Source organism: Pseudomonas fluorescens NCIMB 11764 (genome assembly GCF_000293885.2).
Lineage (GTDB): Bacteria > Pseudomonadota > Gammaproteobacteria > Pseudomonadales > Pseudomonadaceae > Aquipseudomonas > Aquipseudomonas fluorescens_B.
Genome location: NZ_CP010945.1, coordinates 3062099 through 3079334 on the forward strand (window position 1 = coordinate 3062099; position 17236 = coordinate 3079334).

General features: G+C 57.7%; 14 protein-coding genes. 13 read left to right on the plus strand and 1 reads right to left on the minus strand.

Annotation, left to right across the window (positions count from 1 at the left end; all coding sequences use genetic code 11):
* Window positions 1–35 precede the first annotated feature (35 nt).
* The 4 genes from B723_RS14105 (at window position 36) to B723_RS33350 (ending at window position 3460) form a co-directional block, all read left to right on the plus strand.
* The gene (locus tag B723_RS14105; RefSeq protein ID WP_017337237.1) at window positions 36–887 is read left to right on the plus strand and encodes a glycine betaine ABC transporter substrate-binding protein; all 852 of its coding nucleotides are present in this window, start codon (window positions 36–38) and stop codon (window positions 885–887) included.
* A gap of 194 nt (window positions 888–1081) precedes the next feature.
* Window positions 1082–1393: a DUF485 domain-containing protein gene (locus tag B723_RS14110; RefSeq protein ID WP_017337238.1), complete on the plus strand. Its 312-nt coding sequence runs from the start codon at window positions 1082–1084 to the stop codon at window positions 1391–1393.
* On the plus strand, window positions 1390–3048 hold the full coding sequence (locus tag B723_RS14115; protein ID WP_017337239.1) for a cation acetate symporter: 1659 nt from the start codon (window positions 1390–1392) through the stop codon (window positions 3046–3048). Before B723_RS14110 ends, B723_RS14115 begins: the two co-directional genes overlap by 4 nt.
* 202 nt (window positions 3049–3250) lie before the next feature.
* Window positions 3251–3460, plus strand: coding sequence for a hypothetical protein (locus B723_RS33350; RefSeq protein WP_017337240.1), 210 nt, complete (start codon window positions 3251–3253; stop codon window positions 3458–3460).
* A 353-nt stretch (window positions 3461–3813) separates the two neighbouring features.
* Here the strand turns inward: B723_RS33350 and gltA are convergent, their stop codons facing one another.
* Window positions 3814–5103 (minus strand): citrate synthase, encoded by a 1290-nt coding sequence (gltA, locus tag B723_RS14125; protein ID WP_017337241.1) that lies wholly within the window; start codon window positions 5101–5103, stop codon window positions 3814–3816.
* A gap of 363 nt (window positions 5104–5466) precedes the next feature.
* On the opposite strand from gltA, the gene sdhC reads away from it, so the two are divergent.
* The 9 genes from sdhC to sucD all read left to right on the plus strand — a co-directional run bounded on the left by sdhC (window position 5467) and on the right by sucD (window position 16845).
* Window positions 5467–5841, plus strand: a complete 375-nt coding sequence (gene sdhC / locus B723_RS14130) for a succinate dehydrogenase, cytochrome b556 subunit (RefSeq protein WP_017337242.1) — start codon at window positions 5467–5469, stop codon at window positions 5839–5841.
* A complete protein-coding gene (gene sdhD / locus B723_RS14135; protein ID WP_017337243.1) occupies window positions 5835–6203 on the plus strand; it encodes a succinate dehydrogenase, hydrophobic membrane anchor protein in 369 nt (122 codons plus the stop codon). Before sdhC ends, sdhD begins: the two co-directional genes overlap by 7 nt.
* Before the next feature lie 3 nt (window positions 6204–6206).
* The gene (sdhA, locus tag B723_RS14140) at window positions 6207–7982 is read left to right on the plus strand and encodes a succinate dehydrogenase flavoprotein subunit (RefSeq protein WP_008032662.1); all 1776 of its coding nucleotides are present in this window, start codon (window positions 6207–6209) and stop codon (window positions 7980–7982) included.
* 11 nt (window positions 7983–7993) lie between these two features.
* Entirely contained in the window at window positions 7994–8698 is a 705-nt protein-coding gene (locus B723_RS14145) for a succinate dehydrogenase iron-sulfur subunit (RefSeq protein ID WP_010456852.1), read from the plus strand.
* 259 nt (window positions 8699–8957) lie between these two features.
* Window positions 8958–11789, plus strand: a complete 2832-nt coding sequence (locus tag B723_RS14150; protein WP_017337244.1) for a 2-oxoglutarate dehydrogenase E1 component — start codon at window positions 8958–8960, stop codon at window positions 11787–11789.
* Window positions 11790–11830: 41 nt separating this feature from the next.
* Complete coding sequence (gene odhB / locus B723_RS14155; protein ID WP_017337245.1) at window positions 11831–13054, plus strand: 2-oxoglutarate dehydrogenase complex dihydrolipoyllysine-residue succinyltransferase; 1224 nt, start codon at window positions 11831–11833, stop codon at window positions 13052–13054.
* 110 nt (window positions 13055–13164) lie between these two features.
* Window positions 13165–14601, plus strand: coding sequence for a dihydrolipoyl dehydrogenase (gene lpdA, locus B723_RS14160; RefSeq protein WP_017337246.1), 1437 nt, complete (start codon window positions 13165–13167; stop codon window positions 14599–14601).
* 196 nt (window positions 14602–14797) lie between these two features.
* On the plus strand, window positions 14798–15964 hold the full coding sequence (gene sucC, locus B723_RS14165; RefSeq protein ID WP_007898980.1) for an ADP-forming succinate--CoA ligase subunit beta: 1167 nt from the start codon (window positions 14798–14800) through the stop codon (window positions 15962–15964).
* Complete coding sequence (gene sucD / locus B723_RS14170) at window positions 15964–16845, plus strand: succinate--CoA ligase subunit alpha (protein ID WP_007898976.1); 882 nt, start codon at window positions 15964–15966, stop codon at window positions 16843–16845. The genes sucC and sucD overlap by 1 nt, the downstream gene beginning before the upstream one ends.
* Window positions 16846–17236 lie beyond the last annotated feature (391 nt).

Consider the following 17236-nt stretch of genomic DNA (forward strand, 5'->3'; position numbering starts at 1 on the left):
CATCCGTCGAGCGCAGCACTTTCGGGGAAGTAACGATGAAGATGCGACGACTTTTAGGCGCAGGTGCCGCTCTGGTACTTGCGATTGGCTCCACATTCGCCAATGCCGAGAGCAAGACCCTGAGCATCGGTTACGTTGATGGCTGGTCCGACAGCGTAGCGACCACCCATGTGGCCGCCGAAGTGATCAAGCAGAAGCTGGGTTATGACGTGAAGCTGCAGGCCGTCGCGACCGGGATCATGTGGCAGGGCGTGGCGACAGGCAAACTCGACGCCATGCTGTCGGCCTGGTTGCCGGTGACTCACGGTGATTACTGGGCCAAGAACAAAGACCAGGTCGTCGATTACGGCCCGAACTTCAAGGACGCGAAAATCGGTCTGATCGTGCCGGAGTACGTCAAGGCCAAGTCGCTTGAAGATCTGAAAACAGACGATAGCTTCAAGAAACGCATCGTCGGCATCGACGCCGGTTCGGGCGTGATGCTCAAGACCGAGCAGGCCATCAAGGACTACGACCTGACTGGCTATCAACTCAAGGCCAGTTCCGGCGCCGGCATGATTGCCGAGCTGACCCGCGCCGAGAAGAAAAACGAATCCATTGCCGTGACCGGTTGGGTACCGCACTGGATGTTCGCCAAGTGGAAACTGCGCTTCCTCGAAGACCCGAAAGGCGTGTATGGCGCGGCTGAAACCGTGAACAGCATCGGCAGCAAAGAGCTGGCAACCAAAGCACCGGAAGTGGCCAAGTTCCTGAAAAACTTCCAATGGTCTTCGAAAGACGAAATCGGCGAAGTCATGCTGGCCATTCAAGAAGGCGCCAAGCCTGAAGCGGCCGCGAAGGATTGGGTCGCCAAGCACCCGGAGCGCGTTGCAGACTGGATCAAATAATCTGAGCTGACGCGTTGGGTCAGCACCTCTGAAGGCCCCTTGGCACAAATGCCTGGGGGCCTTTTATTTTCTGCATGCTGGAAAATGGCGATTCTGTCATGTCGTTCTAATACTAAGGTCGTCTGGAACCTGCCCCGCAGCCGCATAGAGTGGATACCGTTCCACCAATAATCTGTGCTGCGAGGATAAAAACAATGAACGACAGCATTTACCTCTCGATTCAAAACAGCCCGCGCTTCAAGGAGCTGGTTAGTAAGCGAGAAAGGTTCGCCTGGATTCTTTCGGCGATCATGCTTGGGCTTTACTCCGGATTCATCCTTTTGATCGCTTACGGGCCGCATATTCTGGGCGCGAAGATCAGCCCTGAGTCATCGATAACCTGGGGCATACCGATCGGTGTCGGGCTGATTCTTTCGGCCTTCATCCTCACCGCGATCTACGTTCGACGCGCCAATGGCGAATTCGACGACCTGAACAATGCGATTCTCAAGGAGGCTCAGCAATGATCCGGCGTCTAATGGCTCTTTTGAGCATCGCAGCGTTCGCACCTGGCGCCTGGGCGGCTGAAGCCCTGACCGGTGCAGTGACCAAACAACCGCTGAACGTCGCCGCGATCCTGATGTTCGTGGCGTTTGTCGGCGCGACTTTGTATATCACCTACTGGGCTTCGAAGAAAAACAACTCGGCGGCCGACTACTATGCGGCCGGCGGCAAAATCACCGGTTTCCAGAACGGCCTGGCGATCGCCGGCGACTACATGTCCGCGGCGTCCTTCCTGGGTATTTCCGCCCTGGTGTTCACCTCCGGATACGACGGCCTGATCTACTCGATCGGCTTCCTGGTGGGCTGGCCGATCATTCTGTTCCTGATCGCCGAGCGCCTGCGTAACCTGGGTAAATACACTTTTGCCGACGTGGCGTCCTACCGCCTTGGGCAAACCCAGATTCGCTCGCTGTCCGCTTGCGGTTCGCTGGTGGTGGTGGCGTTCTACCTGATCGCGCAAATGGTCGGTGCCGGCAAGCTGATCCAGCTGCTGTTCGGTCTCGACTACCACGTTGCGGTGATCCTGGTCGGTATCCTGATGTGCATGTACGTGCTGTTCGGCGGCATGCTGGCGACCACTTGGGTGCAGATCATCAAGGCTGTGCTGTTGCTGTCCGGTGCCTCGTTCATGGCGCTGATGGTAATGAAGCACGTCAACTTCGACTTCAGTGCCCTGTTCTCCGAGGCGATCAAGGTTCACCCTAAAGGTGAGGCGATCATGAGCCCGGGCGGTCTGGTGAAAGATCCGGTCTCCGCGTTCTCCCTTGGTCTGGCGCTGATGTTCGGTACCGCTGGCCTGCCACACATCCTGATGCGCTTCTTCACCGTGAGTGATGCGAAAGAAGCTCGCAAGAGCGTGCTGTATGCAACCGGCTTCATTGGTTACTTCTACATCCTGACCTTCATCATCGGCTTCGGCGCGATCCTGCTGGTCAGCACCAACCCGGCTTTCAAAGATGCGGCTGGCGCGCTGTTGGGCGGCAACAACATGGCAGCGGTGCACCTGGCCAATGCGGTCGGTGGCAGTATTTTCCTGGGCTTCATCTCGGCGGTAGCGTTCGCGACCATTCTGGCAGTGGTTGCCGGTCTGACCCTGGCCGGTGCTTCGGCGGTGTCCCATGACCTGTATGCCAGCGTGATCAAGAAAGGCAAGGCGAACGAGAAGGACGAGATTCGTGTCTCGAAAATCACCACCATCGCACTGGCGGTGCTGGCGATCGGTCTGGGTATTCTGTTCGAAAGCCAGAACATCGCGTTCATGGTGGGCCTGGCGTTCTCCATCGCGGCGAGCTGCAACTTCCCGGTGCTGCTGCTTTCCATGTACTGGAAGAAGCTGACCACCCGCGGTGCGATGATCGGTGGCTGGCTGGGTCTGGTCAGTGCGGTAGGCTTGATGGTCCTCGGGCCAACCATCTGGGTGCAGATCCTGCATCACGAGAAGGCGATCTTCCCGTATGAATACCCGGCGTTGTTCTCGATGATCATTGCGTTTGTGGGGATCTGGTTCTTCTCGATCACTGACAAGTCGACGGCGGCTGACAATGAGCGGGCGTTGTTCTTCCCGCAGTTTGTTCGTTCGCAGACGGGTCTGGGGGCGAGTGGGGCGGTTTCGCACTAAGGTTTCGAGAGTGTTTGTGTAAGTTGGGTTGAACAGAAATGCCCCGGTCGAGAGATCGGGGCATTTTTCTGTGGGCGGTTATCGGACCCTTTGGGGCGATGGTCCCGACCGGTTTTTTGAATATGTGCATATCCGTGTTTGGTGTAACGGCGCCTGCTAGTTTCGAGCTGACCTGACGGTTAGTTCGGTCAGGTGATCGCAGGTGAACACCAATGCCATGCCCAACGAAATTCCCACTGTGTGCGAGCCTGCTCGCGATGCCGGACTTCCATTCAACATTGATGTTGACTGGGACGACGCTATCGCGAGCAGGCTCGCTCCCACAGGGATTCATTGCAAATCGAGAGTGTGTGCACAGTCGCTTGTCACCCCGGTCGGCCCGAAGGCCGTCGAGGTTTTGATTTTGATCTAAGGCGCCCCGTTAAACCACGCTGGCCGAACGCAGGTATTGCGCAGCGGCTAAACCGGCAAGGATGCCGGTTTAGCCGCGCCGGGCCAGGGATGGCCCATCGCGGCGACCCGCGGAGCAATGCCTGTGTTCGGGCACGCCGAGCTCAAGCGAGGTGCCGAGTGGTGGGGCAAGAGCGCTTGGTTACTTGGCGCTTTTCCAAGTAACCCGCTGTAAAAGCGGAACCAATAGGCGCCGTTACCGCAGGAATGGATATGCACATCCACATCCACACATTCAAAGCGCACAAACAAAAACGGCCTCTATATAAGAGGCCGTTCTCGGTACAACTTTAAGACGTTATCGCAAGACAAGTCTTATTTGCGGTCTTCCAGCTTGGTGATATCACGCGACTCGTAGCCGGTGTACAGCTGGCGCGGACGGCCAATCTTGTACGGGCTGGAGAGCATTTCTTTCCAGTGGGAGATCCAGCCGACAGTCCGCGCCAGAGCGAAGATTACCGTGAACATGCTGGTTGGAATGCCGATCGCCTTGAGGATGATCCCCGAGTAGAAGTCGACGTTCGGGTACAGCGAGCGCTCGATGAAATACGGATCGGTCAGGGCGATCTCTTCCAGGCGCATGGCCAGTTCGAGTTGCGGATCGTTGTTGATGCCCAGTTCCTTCAGCACTTCGTCGCAGGTCTGCTTCATCACGGTGGCGCGTGGGTCGCGGTTCTTGTAAACCCGGTGACCGAAGCCCATCAGCTTGAACGGATCGTTCTTGTCCTTGGCCTTGGCGATGTACTTGTCGATGTTCGAGACATCGCCAATTTCATCGAGCATGGTCAGAACAGCTTCGTTCGCGCCGCCGTGGGCAGGGCCCCACAGTGCAGCGATGCCGGCAGCGATACAGGCGAACGGGTTGGCACCCGAAGAGCCGGCCAGGCGTACGGTGGAAGTCGATGCGTTTTGCTCGTGGTCGGCATGGAGGATGAAGATCCGGTCCATGGCCTTGGCGAGTACCGGGCTGATCGGTTTGATCTCGCACGGGGTGTTGAACATCATGTGCAGGAAGTTTTCCGCGTACGTCAGGTCGTTGCGCGGGTACATCATGGGTTGGCCCATGGAGTACTTGTAAACCATCGCTGCCAGGGTCGGCATCTTGGCAACCAGGCGGATCGCGGAGATTTCGCGATGCTGCGGGTTATTGATGTCCAGGGAGTCGTGGTAGAAGGCCGAGAGGGCGCCGACTACGCCGCACATGACAGCCATCGGGTGGGCGTCGCGACGGAAGCCGTTGAAGAACGTCTTCAACTGCTCGTGAACCATGGTGTGGTTCTTCACGGTGCTGACGAACTGGGCCTTCTGTTCTGCGGTCGGCAATTCACCGTTGAGCAGCAGATAGCAGGTTTCCAGGTAGTCCGACTTTTCAGCCAGCTGTTCGATCGGGTAGCCGCGGTGCAGCAGAATGCCGTTGTCGCCGTCGATATAGGTGATCTTCGACTCGCAGGAAGCGGTCGACATGAAACCAGGGTCAAAGGTGAAACGGCCCGTGGCCGTCAGGCCCCGAACATCGATAACATCGGGACCAACGGTGCCGGTTAAAATGGGCAGCTCGACGGGGGCTGCGCCCTCGATGATCAACTGCGCTTTTTTGTCAGCCATGTGGCCTCCTATTTATGCTTGAAATCATCAGACAGACCCCCCACACAGGGCCCGCACCACTATAGTGAGATAAATTCGAATGTCAATTTGCCTAAAGTCTTGCTCCAGAAGGCTTTAACCGGACTTTTTCCTCGAAATTGACTGCCATTTACGCCTTTTATGCAACTTGTGCAATGCGCTATTAGGGGAAGGGGAACGCGTTGTCATTAGTAGCCTAACTGTCTATACTCGGCCTCCGACCGCCAGGGGCTTTTGGGCCTGCTTTATTGGGGGTCGCACTCCCTGGGTGGTGGGTACCTGACCAGTGCACTCCCCAACAACTTTGCCCTGATTGTTAGGGGCTCTTCAGTGTGAAAAAAAGCCGTGAATAGCCAACGACCTGTAAACCTAGACCTAAGGACCATCAAACTCCCAGTCACTGCTTACACGTCCATTCTTCACCGAATCTCCGGTGTCATCCTCTTTGTCAGCCTGGCCATCATGCTTTATGCATTGGACAAGTCGCTCGACTCGGAAGAAGGCTTCGGTCAGGTGAAAGCGTGTCTGACCAGTCCGCTAGCCAAGCTAGTGATTTGGGGCATCCTGTCCGCCTTGCTGTATCACCTGGTTGCCGGTGTGCGCCATTTGATCATGGACATGGGCATCGGTGAGACGCTTGAAGGCGGCAAACTGGGCTCGAAAATCGTTATCGCCGTTTCCGTGGTGGTAATCGTTCTGGCAGGAGTTTGGATATGGTAACTAACGTCACGAACCTGTCGCGTTCGGGCCTCTATGACTGGATGGCACAACGTGTGTCTGCGGTCGTTCTCGCGGCTTACTTCATTTTCCTGATCGGATACGTGGTTGCCCATCCCGGCATCGGCTACGCCCAATGGCATGAACTGTTCGCAAACAACTGGATGCGTATTTTCAGTCTCCTGGCCCTCGTTGCCCTCGGCGCTCACGCCTGGGTCGGCATGTGGACCATCGCGACCGACTACTTGACGCCAATGGCGTTCGGCAAGTCCGCGACTGCGATACGTTTCCTCTTCCAGGCAGTATGCGGCGTTGCGATGTTCGCCTACTTCGTCTGGGGTGTGCAGATTCTTTGGGGTATCTGATTCATGTCTACTACTGTTAATACGCTTTCGTTCGACGCCATCATCATTGGCGGCGGCGGTGCCGGCATGCGCGCTGCGCTGCAGCTGGCACAGGGCGGTCACAAGACTGCCGTTGTCACCAAGGTTTTCCCGACTCGTTCGCACACTGTTTCAGCCCAGGGTGGCATCACCTGCGCCATCGCGTCCGCCGATCCAAACGATGACTGGCGCTGGCACATGTACGATACCGTCAAGGGTTCCGACTACATCGGTGACCAGGACGCTATCGAATACATGTGTTCCGTAGGCCCGGAAGCAGTCTTCGAGCTCGAGCACATGGGCTTGCCGTTCTCCCGTACCGAACAGGGTCGCATCTACCAGCGTCCGTTCGGCGGTCAGTCGAAAGACTTCGGTAAAGGTGGCCAGGCTGCCCGTACCTGTGCCGCTGCCGACCGTACCGGTCACGCATTGCTGCACACCCTGTATCAGGCCAACCTGAAGGCCGGCACCGTATTCCTCAACGAATATTACGGCGTCGATCTGGTGAAGAATGAAGATGGTGCCTTTGTCGGCATGATCGTCATCTGCATCGAAACCGGTGAAACCTCCTACGTTCGCGCAAACGCCACTGTACTGGCGACTGGTGGTGCGGGCCGTATCTACTCGTCCACCACCAATGCCCTGATCAACACCGGTGACGGCGTCGGCATGGCTCTGCGTGCTGGCGTGCCGGTACAAGACATTGAAATGTGGCAGTTCCACCCGACCGGCATCGCCGGCGCCGGTGTACTGGTAACAGAAGGCTGCCGCGGTGAAGGCGGCTACCTGATCAACAAGCACGGCGAGCGTTTCATGGAGCGTTATGCTCCGAACGCCAAAGACCTCGCCGGTCGTGACGTTGTTGCTCGCTCGATGGTTAAAGAAATCATCGCTGGCAACGGTTGCGGTCCCGATGGCGACCACGTAATGCTGAAACTCGATCACCTCGGTGAAGAAGTTCTGCACAGCCGTCTGCCAGGCATCATGGAACTGTCCAAGACCTTCGCTCACGTCGATCCTGCCGTTGCGCCGATCCCGGTCGTTCCAACCTGCCACTATATGATGGGCGGCGTTGCCACCAACATTCATGGTCAGGCAATCACTCAGGACGCTGACGGCGTTGATCAGATCATTCCTGGTCTGTTCGCGGTAGGTGAAGTGGCGTGCGTATCGGTTCACGGTGCCAACCGTCTGGGCGGCAACTCGCTGCTCGACCTCGTGGTGTTCGGCCGTGCCGCTGGCCTGTTCCTGGAGCAGACCCTGAAAGAAGGCGTTGATTACGCCCGTCCACGCCAGTCCGACATCGACGCTGCCCTGGCGCGTCTCGATGGCCTGAACTCGCGTACCGAAGGCGAAGACGTCGCCACTCTGCGTAAAGAGCTGCAAAGCTGCATGCAGAACTACTTCGGTGTATTCCGTACCGGTGAATACATGCAGAAGGGCATCGCTCAACTGGCTGATCTGCGTGGCCGTATCGCCAACGTCAAGATCAACGACAAGAGCCAGGCGTTCAACACTGCGCGTATCGAAGCGCTGGAACTGCAGAACCTGCTGGAAGTTGCTGAAGCCACCGCCATCGCTGCAGAGATCCGCAAAGAGTCCCGCGGTGCTCACGCCCGTGAAGACTACGAAGATCGCGATGACGAAAACTGGCTGTGCCACACCCTGTACTTCCCGGGTGACAAGCGCGTGACCAAGCGTGCTGTGAACTTCTCGCCGAAGACTGTTCCGACTTTTGAACCTAAGATTCGGACTTATTAAGGGTGGCCGCCATGTTGCAAGTCAGTGTTTATCGCTACAACCCTGATCAGGACGCTGCGCCGTTCATGCAGGAATTCCAGGTCGATACCGGTGGTAAAGACCTGATGGTGCTGGACGTGCTGGCCCTGATCAAAGAGCAGGACGAAGGTTTCTCCTATCGTCGCTCTTGCCGTGAAGGCGTTTGCGGTTCCGACGGCATGAACATCAACGGCAAAAACGGTCTGGCGTGCGTCACGCCGCTGTCTTCTGTCGTAAAAGGTAACAAGCTGATCGTTCGTCCGCTGCCAGGTTTGCCGGTTATCCGTGACCTGGTCGTCGATATGAGCATCTTCTACAAGCAATACGAGAAGGTTAAGCCATACCTGCAGAACGACACGCCGGCTCCGGCCATCGAGCGTCTGCAAACTCCGGAAGAGCGTGAAAAGCTCGACGGTCTGTACGAGTGCATCCTGTGCGCTTGCTGCTCGACCTCTTGCCCGTCCTTCTGGTGGAACCCGGACAAGTTCCTGGGTCCAGCTGCTCTGCTGCAAGCGTATCGCTTCCTGGCAGACAGCCGCGACACCAAGACTGCCGAGCGTCTGGCTTCGCTGGATGACCCGTTCAGCGTATTCCGCTGCCGCGGGATCATGAACTGCGTCAACGTCTGTCCGAAAGGCCTGAACCCGACTAAGGCCATCGGTCACGTGCGTAACATGCTGCTGCAAAGCGGCGTGTGATTCAGCTGTAACTGCAGGACCGCTGTACCCGTAGATGCTACGGCGCAGGCTTCAACCGGCGCCGTAGTTTTAACCTGGGCAGCAGCTTACAAGGCTGCGGCTCTTATTTTGAAGAAATGAGACAAGCAGGGGCATCCGGGCTGGTACCCGGACTATCAGCGTGATCCTAAGTGGCTTGTTTTGGTCGCTGCATTCGGACTTCTGCAAGTTTGCTCGGTGTCGACGCCGGTGGTGTTCCCCTAACCGAGGGTGACCAAGCATGCAAGAAAGCGTGATGCAGCGCATGTGGAACAGTGCCCACCTTTCAGGTGGAAACGCTGCCTATGTGGAAGAGCTTTATGAGCTCTACCTGCACGACCCTAACGCTGTGCCAGAAGAGTGGCGCACCTACTTTCAGAAGTTGCCTACTGACGGCAACTCTGCCACCGATGTTTCGCACTCCACAATTCGCGATCATTTCGTCTTGCTGGCAAAGAACCAGCGCCGCGCACAACCGGTTTCCGCCGGCAGCGTGAGCAGTGAGCACGAGAAGAAGCAAGTTGAAGTGCTGCGATTGATCCAGGCCTACCGTATGCGTGGCCACCAGGCAGCCCAGCTTGACCCGCTGGGGCTGTGGCAGCGTCCTGCACCTGCAGACCTGTCGATCAATCATTACGGCTTGACCAATGCCGATCTTGATACGACCTTCCGTGCCGGCGACCTGTTCATCGGCAAAGAGGAGGCGAGCCTACGCGAAATTCACGAAGCGTTGCAGCAGACATATTGCCGCACCATCGGCGCTGAATTCACGCACATCACCGATTCCGAGCAGCGCCAGTGGTTCCAGCAGCGTCTGGAAAGCGTGCGTGGTCGTCCGACGTACTCCGCCGACATCAAGAGCCACCTGCTCGAGCGCGTGACTGCCGGTGAAGGTCTGGAAAAATACCTGGGCACCAAATACCCGGGCACCAAGCGTTTCGGTCTGGAAGGCGGCGAGAGCCTGATTCCAATGCTCGACGAGCTGATCCAGCGTTCCGGTTCCTACGGCACCAAGGAAATCGTTATCGGCATGGCCCACCGTGGCCGTCTGAACGTGCTGGTCAACACCTTCGGCAAGAACCCGCGCGAGCTGTTCGACGAGTTCGAAGGCAAGAAGAAGGTTGAACTGGGTTCCGGTGACGTTAAATACCACCAGGGCTTCTCGTCCAACGTCATGACCACCGGTGGTGAAGTTCACCTGGCCATGGCGTTCAACCCGTCCCACCTGGAAATCGTATCTCCAGTGGTCGAGGGGTCCGTTCGCGCCCGTCAGGATCGTCGTAACGACCCTACCGGCGAGAAGGTTCTGCCGATTTCCATCCACGGTGACGCGGCGTTCGCCGGTCAGGGCGTGGTCATGGAAACCTTCCAGATGTCGCAGACCCGTGGTTTCAAGACCGGCGGCACCGTGCACATCGTGATCAACAACCAGGTCGGTTTCACCATCAGCAACCCGCTGGACTCGCGTTCCACCGAGTACGCGACCGACGTTGCGAAGATGATCCAGGCGCCGATCCTCCATGTGAATGGTGATGATCCGGAAGCCGTATTGTTCGTGACCCAGCTGGCCATCGACTACCGCATGCAGTTCACGCGTGACGTGGTGATCGACCTGGTCTGCTACCGTCGTCGCGGCCACAACGAGGCCGACGAGCCAAGCGGCACCCAACCTCTGATGTATCAGCAGATCACCAAACAGCGCACCACCCGTGAGCTGTATGCCGATCGCCTGACTCAGAGCGGTGTGCTGGACGTTGAGCGTGTTCAGGCGAAAGTCGATGAATACCGCAACGCGCTGGACAACGGTCTGCATGTAGTAAAAAGCCTGGTCAAAGAGCCGAACAAAGAGTTGTTCGTGGACTGGCGACCGTATCTGGGCCACGCCTGGACTGCACGTCACGACACGCGTTTCGATCTGAAAACCTTGCAGGAACTGTCTGCCAAGCTGCTGGAAATTCCGGAAGGCTTCGTGGTTCAGCGCCAGGTCTCGAAGATCTACGAAGACCGTCAGAAAATGCAAGCCGGCGGCCTGCCGATCAACTGGGGTTACGCCGAAACCATGGCGTACGCGACCCTGGCGTTCGAAGGTCACCCGATTCGCATGACGGGTCAGGACATCGGTCGCGGTACGTTCTCGCACCGTCACGCTGTCTTGCACAACCAGAAAGACGCGGGCACCTACATCCCGCTGCAAAACCTGTACAACGGCCAGCCACGTTTTGACCTGTACGATTCGTTCCTGTCCGAAGAAGCCGTGTTGGCGTTCGAATACGGTTACTCGACCACCACGCCTGAGGCGCTGGTGATCTGGGAAGCCCAGTTCGGCGACTTCGCCAACGGTGCCCAGGTGGTTATCGACCAGTTCATCACCAGTGGCGAGCACAAGTGGGGCCGTCTCTGCGGTCTGACCATGCTGCTGCCGCACGGTTATGAAGGTCAGGGTCCGGAGCACTCTTCGGCTCGTCTGGAGCGTTACCTGCAGCTGTGCGCCGAGCACAACATTCAGGTTGCCGTACCGACTACGCCGGCTCAGATCTACCACTTGCTGCGCCGTCAGGTGATTCGCCCGCTGCGCAAGCCGTTGATCGTCCTGACTCCGAAGTCGCTGCTGCGCCACAAACTGGCCATCTCGACGCTGGAAGATCTGGCGGAAGGTTCGTTCCAGACCGTTATCCCGGAAATCGATGCCCTGGACCCGAAAAAGGTCGAGCGCGTTGTTCTGTGTAGCGGCAAGGTCTACTACGACCTGCTGGAAAAACGCCGTGCCGAAGGTCGTGATGACATCGCCATCGTGCGTATCGAGCAACTGTACCCATTCCCTGAGGACGACTTGAAAGAAGTCCTGGCTCCTTACACCAACGTCAAAAATGCCGTCTGGTGCCAGGAAGAGCCGATGAACCAGGGTGCGTGGTACTGCAGCCAACACCACATGCGTCGTAGCATCAGCAATCTCAACAAGTCTCTCGTACTTGAGTACGCGGGCCGTGAGGCTTCTGCTGCACCTGCATGCGGTTACGCATCGATGCACGCTGAGCAGCAGGAAAAACTGCTGCAAGACGCCTTTACTGTTTAACGCCTCGCGCACCTGAAACCGAATTTAAGGACTCACAGATAATGGCTATCGAAATCAAAGCCCCCACTTTCCCGGAATCGGTTGCCGACGGCACCGTTGCCACCTGGCACAAACAACCGGGCGACGCTGTAAAGCGTGACGACCTGATCGTCGACATCGAAACCGACAAGGTTGTGCTGGAAGTGTTGGCCACCGCTGATGGCGTGCTGGGCGCTATCGTCAAGAACGAAGGCGACACCGTTCTGTCCGACGAAGTCCTGGGCTCCATCGAAGCGGGCGGCGCTGCTGCCGCTGCTCCGGCTGCCGCTGCTGCTCCGGCCGCTGCACAGGCTGCTGCTCCTGCCGCCGAAGGCGAAGACGATCCTGTTGCTGCACCGGCTGCTCGCAAGCTGGCTGAAGAAAACGGCATCAACATCGCTTCCGTTGCCGGCACTGGCAAAGGCGGTCGTGTGACCAAGGAAGACGTGGTGGCCGCTGTTGCTGCCAAGAAAGCCGCTCCGGCTGCCGCACCTGCCAAGGCTGCCGCTCCGGCTGCCGCTGCTCCTGTGTTCGCCGCTGGCGACCGCATCGAGAAGCGCGTACCGATGACCCGCGTTCGCGCTACCGTGGCCAAGCGTCTGGTAGAAGCTCAGTCGAACATGGCGATGCTGACCACCTTCAACGAAGTCGACATGACCGAAGTCATGGCCCTGCGTTCGAAGTACAAGGACCTGTTCGAGAAGTCCCACAACGGCGTACGCCTGGGCTTCATGTCGTTCTTCGTGAAAGCGGCCACCGAAGCGCTGAAACGCTTCCCTGCTGTCAACGCGTCGATCGACGGTGCCGACATCGTTTACCACGGCTACGCCGACGTCGGTGTGGCTGTTTCCAGCGACCGCGGTCTGGTTGTACCGGTTCTGCGTAACGCCGAACTGATGAGCCTGGCTGAAATCGAAGGCGGCATCGCTACCTTCGGCAAGAAGGCTCGCGACGGCAAACTGTCGATGGATGAAATGACCGGCGGTACGTTCACCATCACCAACGGTGGTACCTTCGGTTCGATGATGTCGACTCCGATCGTCAACCCGCCACAAGCGGCCATCCTGGGCATGCACAACATTCTGCAGCGCCCTATGGCGATCAACGGTCAGGTCGTTATCCGTCCGATGATGTACCTGGCTCTGTCCTACGATCACCGTCTGATCGATGGCAAAGAAGCTGTGACCTTCCTGGTTACCATCAAGAACCTGCTGGAAGACCCGGCTCGTTTGCTGCTGGATATCTGATTTCGTTGCATGGGGCCGCTGCAGGATGGCGGCCCACCTGTAATGACCAGCTTCGTCCCACGACGGTCCCCAAAAGGGGCCGTCCGGTTTGATTCGAGAAGGAATGACACATGACTCAGAAATTCGACGTGGTAGTGATTGGCGCGGGCCCTGGCGGCTACGTGGCTGCCATCAAAGCAGCGCAACTGGGCCTCACCACTGCCTGCATCGAGAAATACACCGACAAGGAAGGCAAACTGGCCCTCGGCGGTACTTGCCTGAACGTCGGCTGCATTCCATCCAAGGCGCTGCTGGACAGCTCCTGGAAGTTCCACGAAGCCCAAGACGGTTTCGCGATCCACGGCATCAACCACGCTGGCGTGACCATGGACGTGCCAGCAATGGTCGGCCGTAAAGCCAACATCGTCAAAGGCCTGACCTCCGGCGTTGCCACCCTGTTCAAGGCTAACGGCGTTACTTCGATCCAGGGCCACGGCAAACTGCTGGCTGGCAAGAAAGTCGAAGTCACCAAGCCTGACGGTTCGGTAGAAATCATTGAAGCCGAGAACGTGATCCTGGCTCCAGGTTCGCGTCCGATCGACATTCCACCGGCTCCGGTCGACCAGAATGTGATCGTCGACTCCACCGGCGCTCTGGAATTTCAATCGGTTCCAAAACGTCTGGGCGTGATTGGCGCTGGCGTGATCGGTCTGGAACTGGGTTCGGTCTGGTCCCGTCTGGGCGCGGAAGTGACTGTTCTTGAAGCGCTGGACACCTTCCTGATGGCCGCTGACGCAGCCGTTTCCAAGGAAGCGCTGAAAACCCTGACCAAACAGGGCCTGGACATCAAGCTGGGCGCTCGCGTCACCGGTTCGAAAGTGAACGGCGACGAAGTCGTTGTGAACTACACCGATGCCAATGGCGAACAGAACATCACTTTCGACAAGCTGATCGTAGCCGTTGGTCGCCGTCCGGTCACCACGGATCTGCTGGCCGCCGATTGCGGCGTGACCCTCGACGAGCGCGGTTTCGTGCACGTTGACGATCACTGCGCCACCACCGTACCGGGCGTTTACGCCATCGGTGACGTGGTGCGCGGCATGATGCTGGCTCACAAAGCTTCGGAAGAGGGCATCATGGTCGTCGAGCGCATCAAGGGCCACAAAGCCCAGATGAACTATGACTTGATCCCTTCGGTTATTTATACTCACCCGGAAATCGCATGGGTCGGCAAAACCGAGCAGGCCTTGAAGGCTGAAGGCGTTGAAGTTAACGTTGGCACCTTCCCGTTCGCAGCCAGTGGCCGTGCCATGGCAGCCAACGATACCGGCGGTTTCGTGAAAGTCATTGCCGATGCCAAGACTGACCGCGTATTGGGCGTCCACGTGATTGGCCCGAGCGCTGCAGAACTGGTTCAGCAGGGCGCGATCGGTATGGAATTCGGCACCAGCGCTGAAGACCTGGGCATGATGGTTTTCTCCCATCCGACCCTGTCTGAAGCCTTGCACGAAGCAGCTCTGGCAGTGAATGGCGGCGCCATTCACATCGCCAACCGCAAGAAGCGTTAAGACAATAAGAAACCACGGCGGTATGGCCCGTCGTGAGCCTTGCATGCAAGTCTCACCGCGGAATATCCGCTGGACGCAGTCTTGCGTAGCTGCACCGGTTGTCCGGAAAGGCTACGCAAGCAGCAGTCACAGGTGGTGCGGCACTTGAACAAGTGCAGCACCGAATGCGCAGTACCTAACGAAGACGGTAATAAGCATGAATCTTCACGAGTATCAGGGTAAGCAGCTGTTCGCTGAGTACGGCCTGCCAGTTTCCACCGGTTATGCGGTAGATACCCCGGAAGCAGCAGCAGAAGCTTGCGACAAAATCGGCGGCACCGAGTGGGTTGTCAAAGCTCAGGTCCACGCTGGTGGTCGCGGTAAAGCGGGCGGCGTAAAGCTGGTTCGCAGCAAAGAAGACGCCAAGGCATTCGCACAGCAGTGGCTGGGCAAGCGTCTGGTGACTTACCAGACTGATGCCAATGGTCAGCCAGTCACCAAGATCCTGGTTGAATCGTGCACTGATATCGCTAAAGAGCTGTACCTGGGCGCTGTCGTTGACCGTTCGAGCCGTCGCATCGTGTTCATGGCTTCCACCGAAGGTGGCGTGGACATCGAGAAAATCGCTCACGACACTCCAGAAAAAATTCTGAAGGCCACTATCGATCCACTGGTTGGCGCTCAGCCATTCCAGGGTCGCGAGCTGGCATTCCAGCTGGGTCTGGAAGGCAAGCAGGTTGCTCAGTTCGCCAAGATCTTCGTAGGTCTGGCCAAGCTGTTCAAGGATCACGACCTGGCTCTGCTGGAAGTGAACCCGCTGGTGATCAAGGCTGACGGCGATCTGCATTGCCTCGACGCCAAGATCAACATCGACGCCAACGCCATGTACCGTCAGCCTAAGCTGAAGACTTTCCACGATCCGTCGCAAGACGATCCGCGCGAAGCGCACGCTGCCAAGTTCGAACTGAACTACGTAGCACTGGAAGGCAACATCGGTTGCATGGTCAACGGTGCTGGCCTGGCCATGGGTACCATGGACATCGTCAACCTGCATGGCGGCAAACCAGCCAACTTCCTCGACGTGGGCGGCGGTGCTACCAAAGAACGCGTTACCGAAGCGTTCAAGATCATCCTGTCCGACACTAACGTCGCTGCAGTACTGGTCAACATCTTCGGCGGCATCGTTCGTTGCGACATGATTGCCGAAGGCATCATCGGCGCTGTGAAAGAAGTCGGCGTGAAAATCCCGGTTGTTGTTCGCCTTGAAGGCAACAACGCTGAGCTGGGCGCTAAAGTACTGGCAGAAAGCGGTTTGAACATCATCGCTGCTACCAGCCTGACCGACGCTGCTCAACAAGTCGTTAAAGCTGCGGAGGGCAAATAATGAGCGTCCTGATCAATAAAGACACCAAAGTTATCTGCCAGGGTATTACCGGTTCGCAAGGTAGTTTCCACACCCAGCAAGCCATCGAATACGGCACCAAGATGGTTGGCGGCGTAACTCCTGGTAAAGGCGGCACCGAGCACCTGGGTCTGCCAGTGTTCAACACCGTGAAAGACGCTGTAGCTGCCACTGGCGCCACCGCCAGCGTGATCTACGTTCCAGCTCCTTTCTGCAAGGACTCCATCCTGGAAGCGGCATTCGGCGGCATCAAGCTGATCGTTTGCATCACCGAAGGCATTCCTACCCTGGACATGCTGGATGCCAAGGTCAAGTGCGACGAGCTGGGCGTAGTCCTGATCGGTCCTAACTGCCCAGGCGTGATCACTCCAGGCGAATGCAAGATCGGCATCATGCCAGGTCACATTCACTTGCCAGGCAAGGTCGGTATCGTTTCCCGTTCCGGCACCCTGACCTACGAAGCTGTGAAGCAGACCACTGACGCCGGTTTCGGTCAGTCGACTTGCGTCGGCATCGGCGGTGACCCGATCCCGGGTTCGAACTTCATCGACATCCTGAAGCTGTTCCAGGAAGACCCGAAGACCGAAGCGATCGTGATGATCGGCGAGATCGGCGGTTCGGCTGAAGAAGAAGCGGCTGCCTACATCAAGGCAAACGTGACCAAGCCGGTTGTTTCCTACATCGCTGGTGTGACTGCCCCTGCGGGCAAGCGCATGGGCCATGCTGGCGCAATCATCTCTGGCGGCAAAGGCACTGCAGACGAGAAGTTTGCTGCCCTGGAAGACGCAGGCGTTAAAACCGTGCGTTCGCTGGCAGACATCGGCAAGGCTTTGTCCGAGCTGACCGGTTGGGCGATCAAGTAAGCCTCGCGCTTAGCTGACGCTTCACCAAACAAAGGCCACCTTCAGGTGGCCTTTGTCGTTTCCGTGATTCCATATATCCACAGGCCACAGTGCTTTTTGTGGCGAGGGCGCTTGCTCCCGCTGGGCTGCGAAGCGGCCCCCAAATCACGCAACCGAGGCATGTCGGGTGCGCCGCATTTCATGGTTTTACGGCTGCTGCGCAGCCGAGCGGGAACAAGCGCCCTCGCCCAGGGTTCTGTGCAGGTAAATTAGATATGTAAACGCGACACGGAAGTGTCGCAGATCGGAATGTTCGCCCTCTAACAGTGCGTTTTTAGCTCAAGTTCGTTAGGCTAGCCGCCATTTTGCGTCCGCGACCCACAAGGTTGCTTCGCGCTAAAGGGTCAGTCCT

Bases quoted from the DNA above. Each gene is read 5' to 3' on its own strand.
- B723_RS14105 (WP_017337237.1), top strand. From the start codon at position 36: ATGAAGATGCGACGACTTTTAGGCGCAGGTGCCGCTCTGGTACTTGCG.
- B723_RS14110 (WP_017337238.1), top strand. From the start codon at position 1,082: ATGAACGACAGCATTTACCTCTCGATTCAAAACAGCCCGCGCTTCAAG.
- B723_RS14115 (WP_017337239.1), top strand. From the start codon at position 1,390: ATGATCCGGCGTCTAATGGCTCTTTTGAGCATCGCAGCGTTCGCACCT.
- gltA (WP_017337241.1), bottom strand. From the start codon at position 5,103: ATGGCTGACAAAAAAGCGCAGTTGATCATCGAGGGCGCAGCCCCCGTC.
- sdhD (WP_017337243.1), top strand. From the start codon at position 5,835: ATGGTAACTAACGTCACGAACCTGTCGCGTTCGGGCCTCTATGACTGG.
- sdhA (WP_008032662.1), top strand. From the start codon at position 6,207: ATGTCTACTACTGTTAATACGCTTTCGTTCGACGCCATCATCATTGGC.
- B723_RS14145 (WP_010456852.1), top strand. From the start codon at position 7,994: ATGTTGCAAGTCAGTGTTTATCGCTACAACCCTGATCAGGACGCTGCG.
- B723_RS14150 (WP_017337244.1), top strand. From the start codon at position 8,958: ATGCAAGAAAGCGTGATGCAGCGCATGTGGAACAGTGCCCACCTTTCA.
- odhB (WP_017337245.1), top strand. From the start codon at position 11,831: ATGGCTATCGAAATCAAAGCCCCCACTTTCCCGGAATCGGTTGCCGAC.
- lpdA (WP_017337246.1), top strand. From the start codon at position 13,165: ATGACTCAGAAATTCGACGTGGTAGTGATTGGCGCGGGCCCTGGCGGC.
- sucC (WP_007898980.1), top strand. From the start codon at position 14,798: ATGAATCTTCACGAGTATCAGGGTAAGCAGCTGTTCGCTGAGTACGGC.
- sucD (WP_007898976.1), top strand. From the start codon at position 15,964: ATGAGCGTCCTGATCAATAAAGACACCAAAGTTATCTGCCAGGGTATT.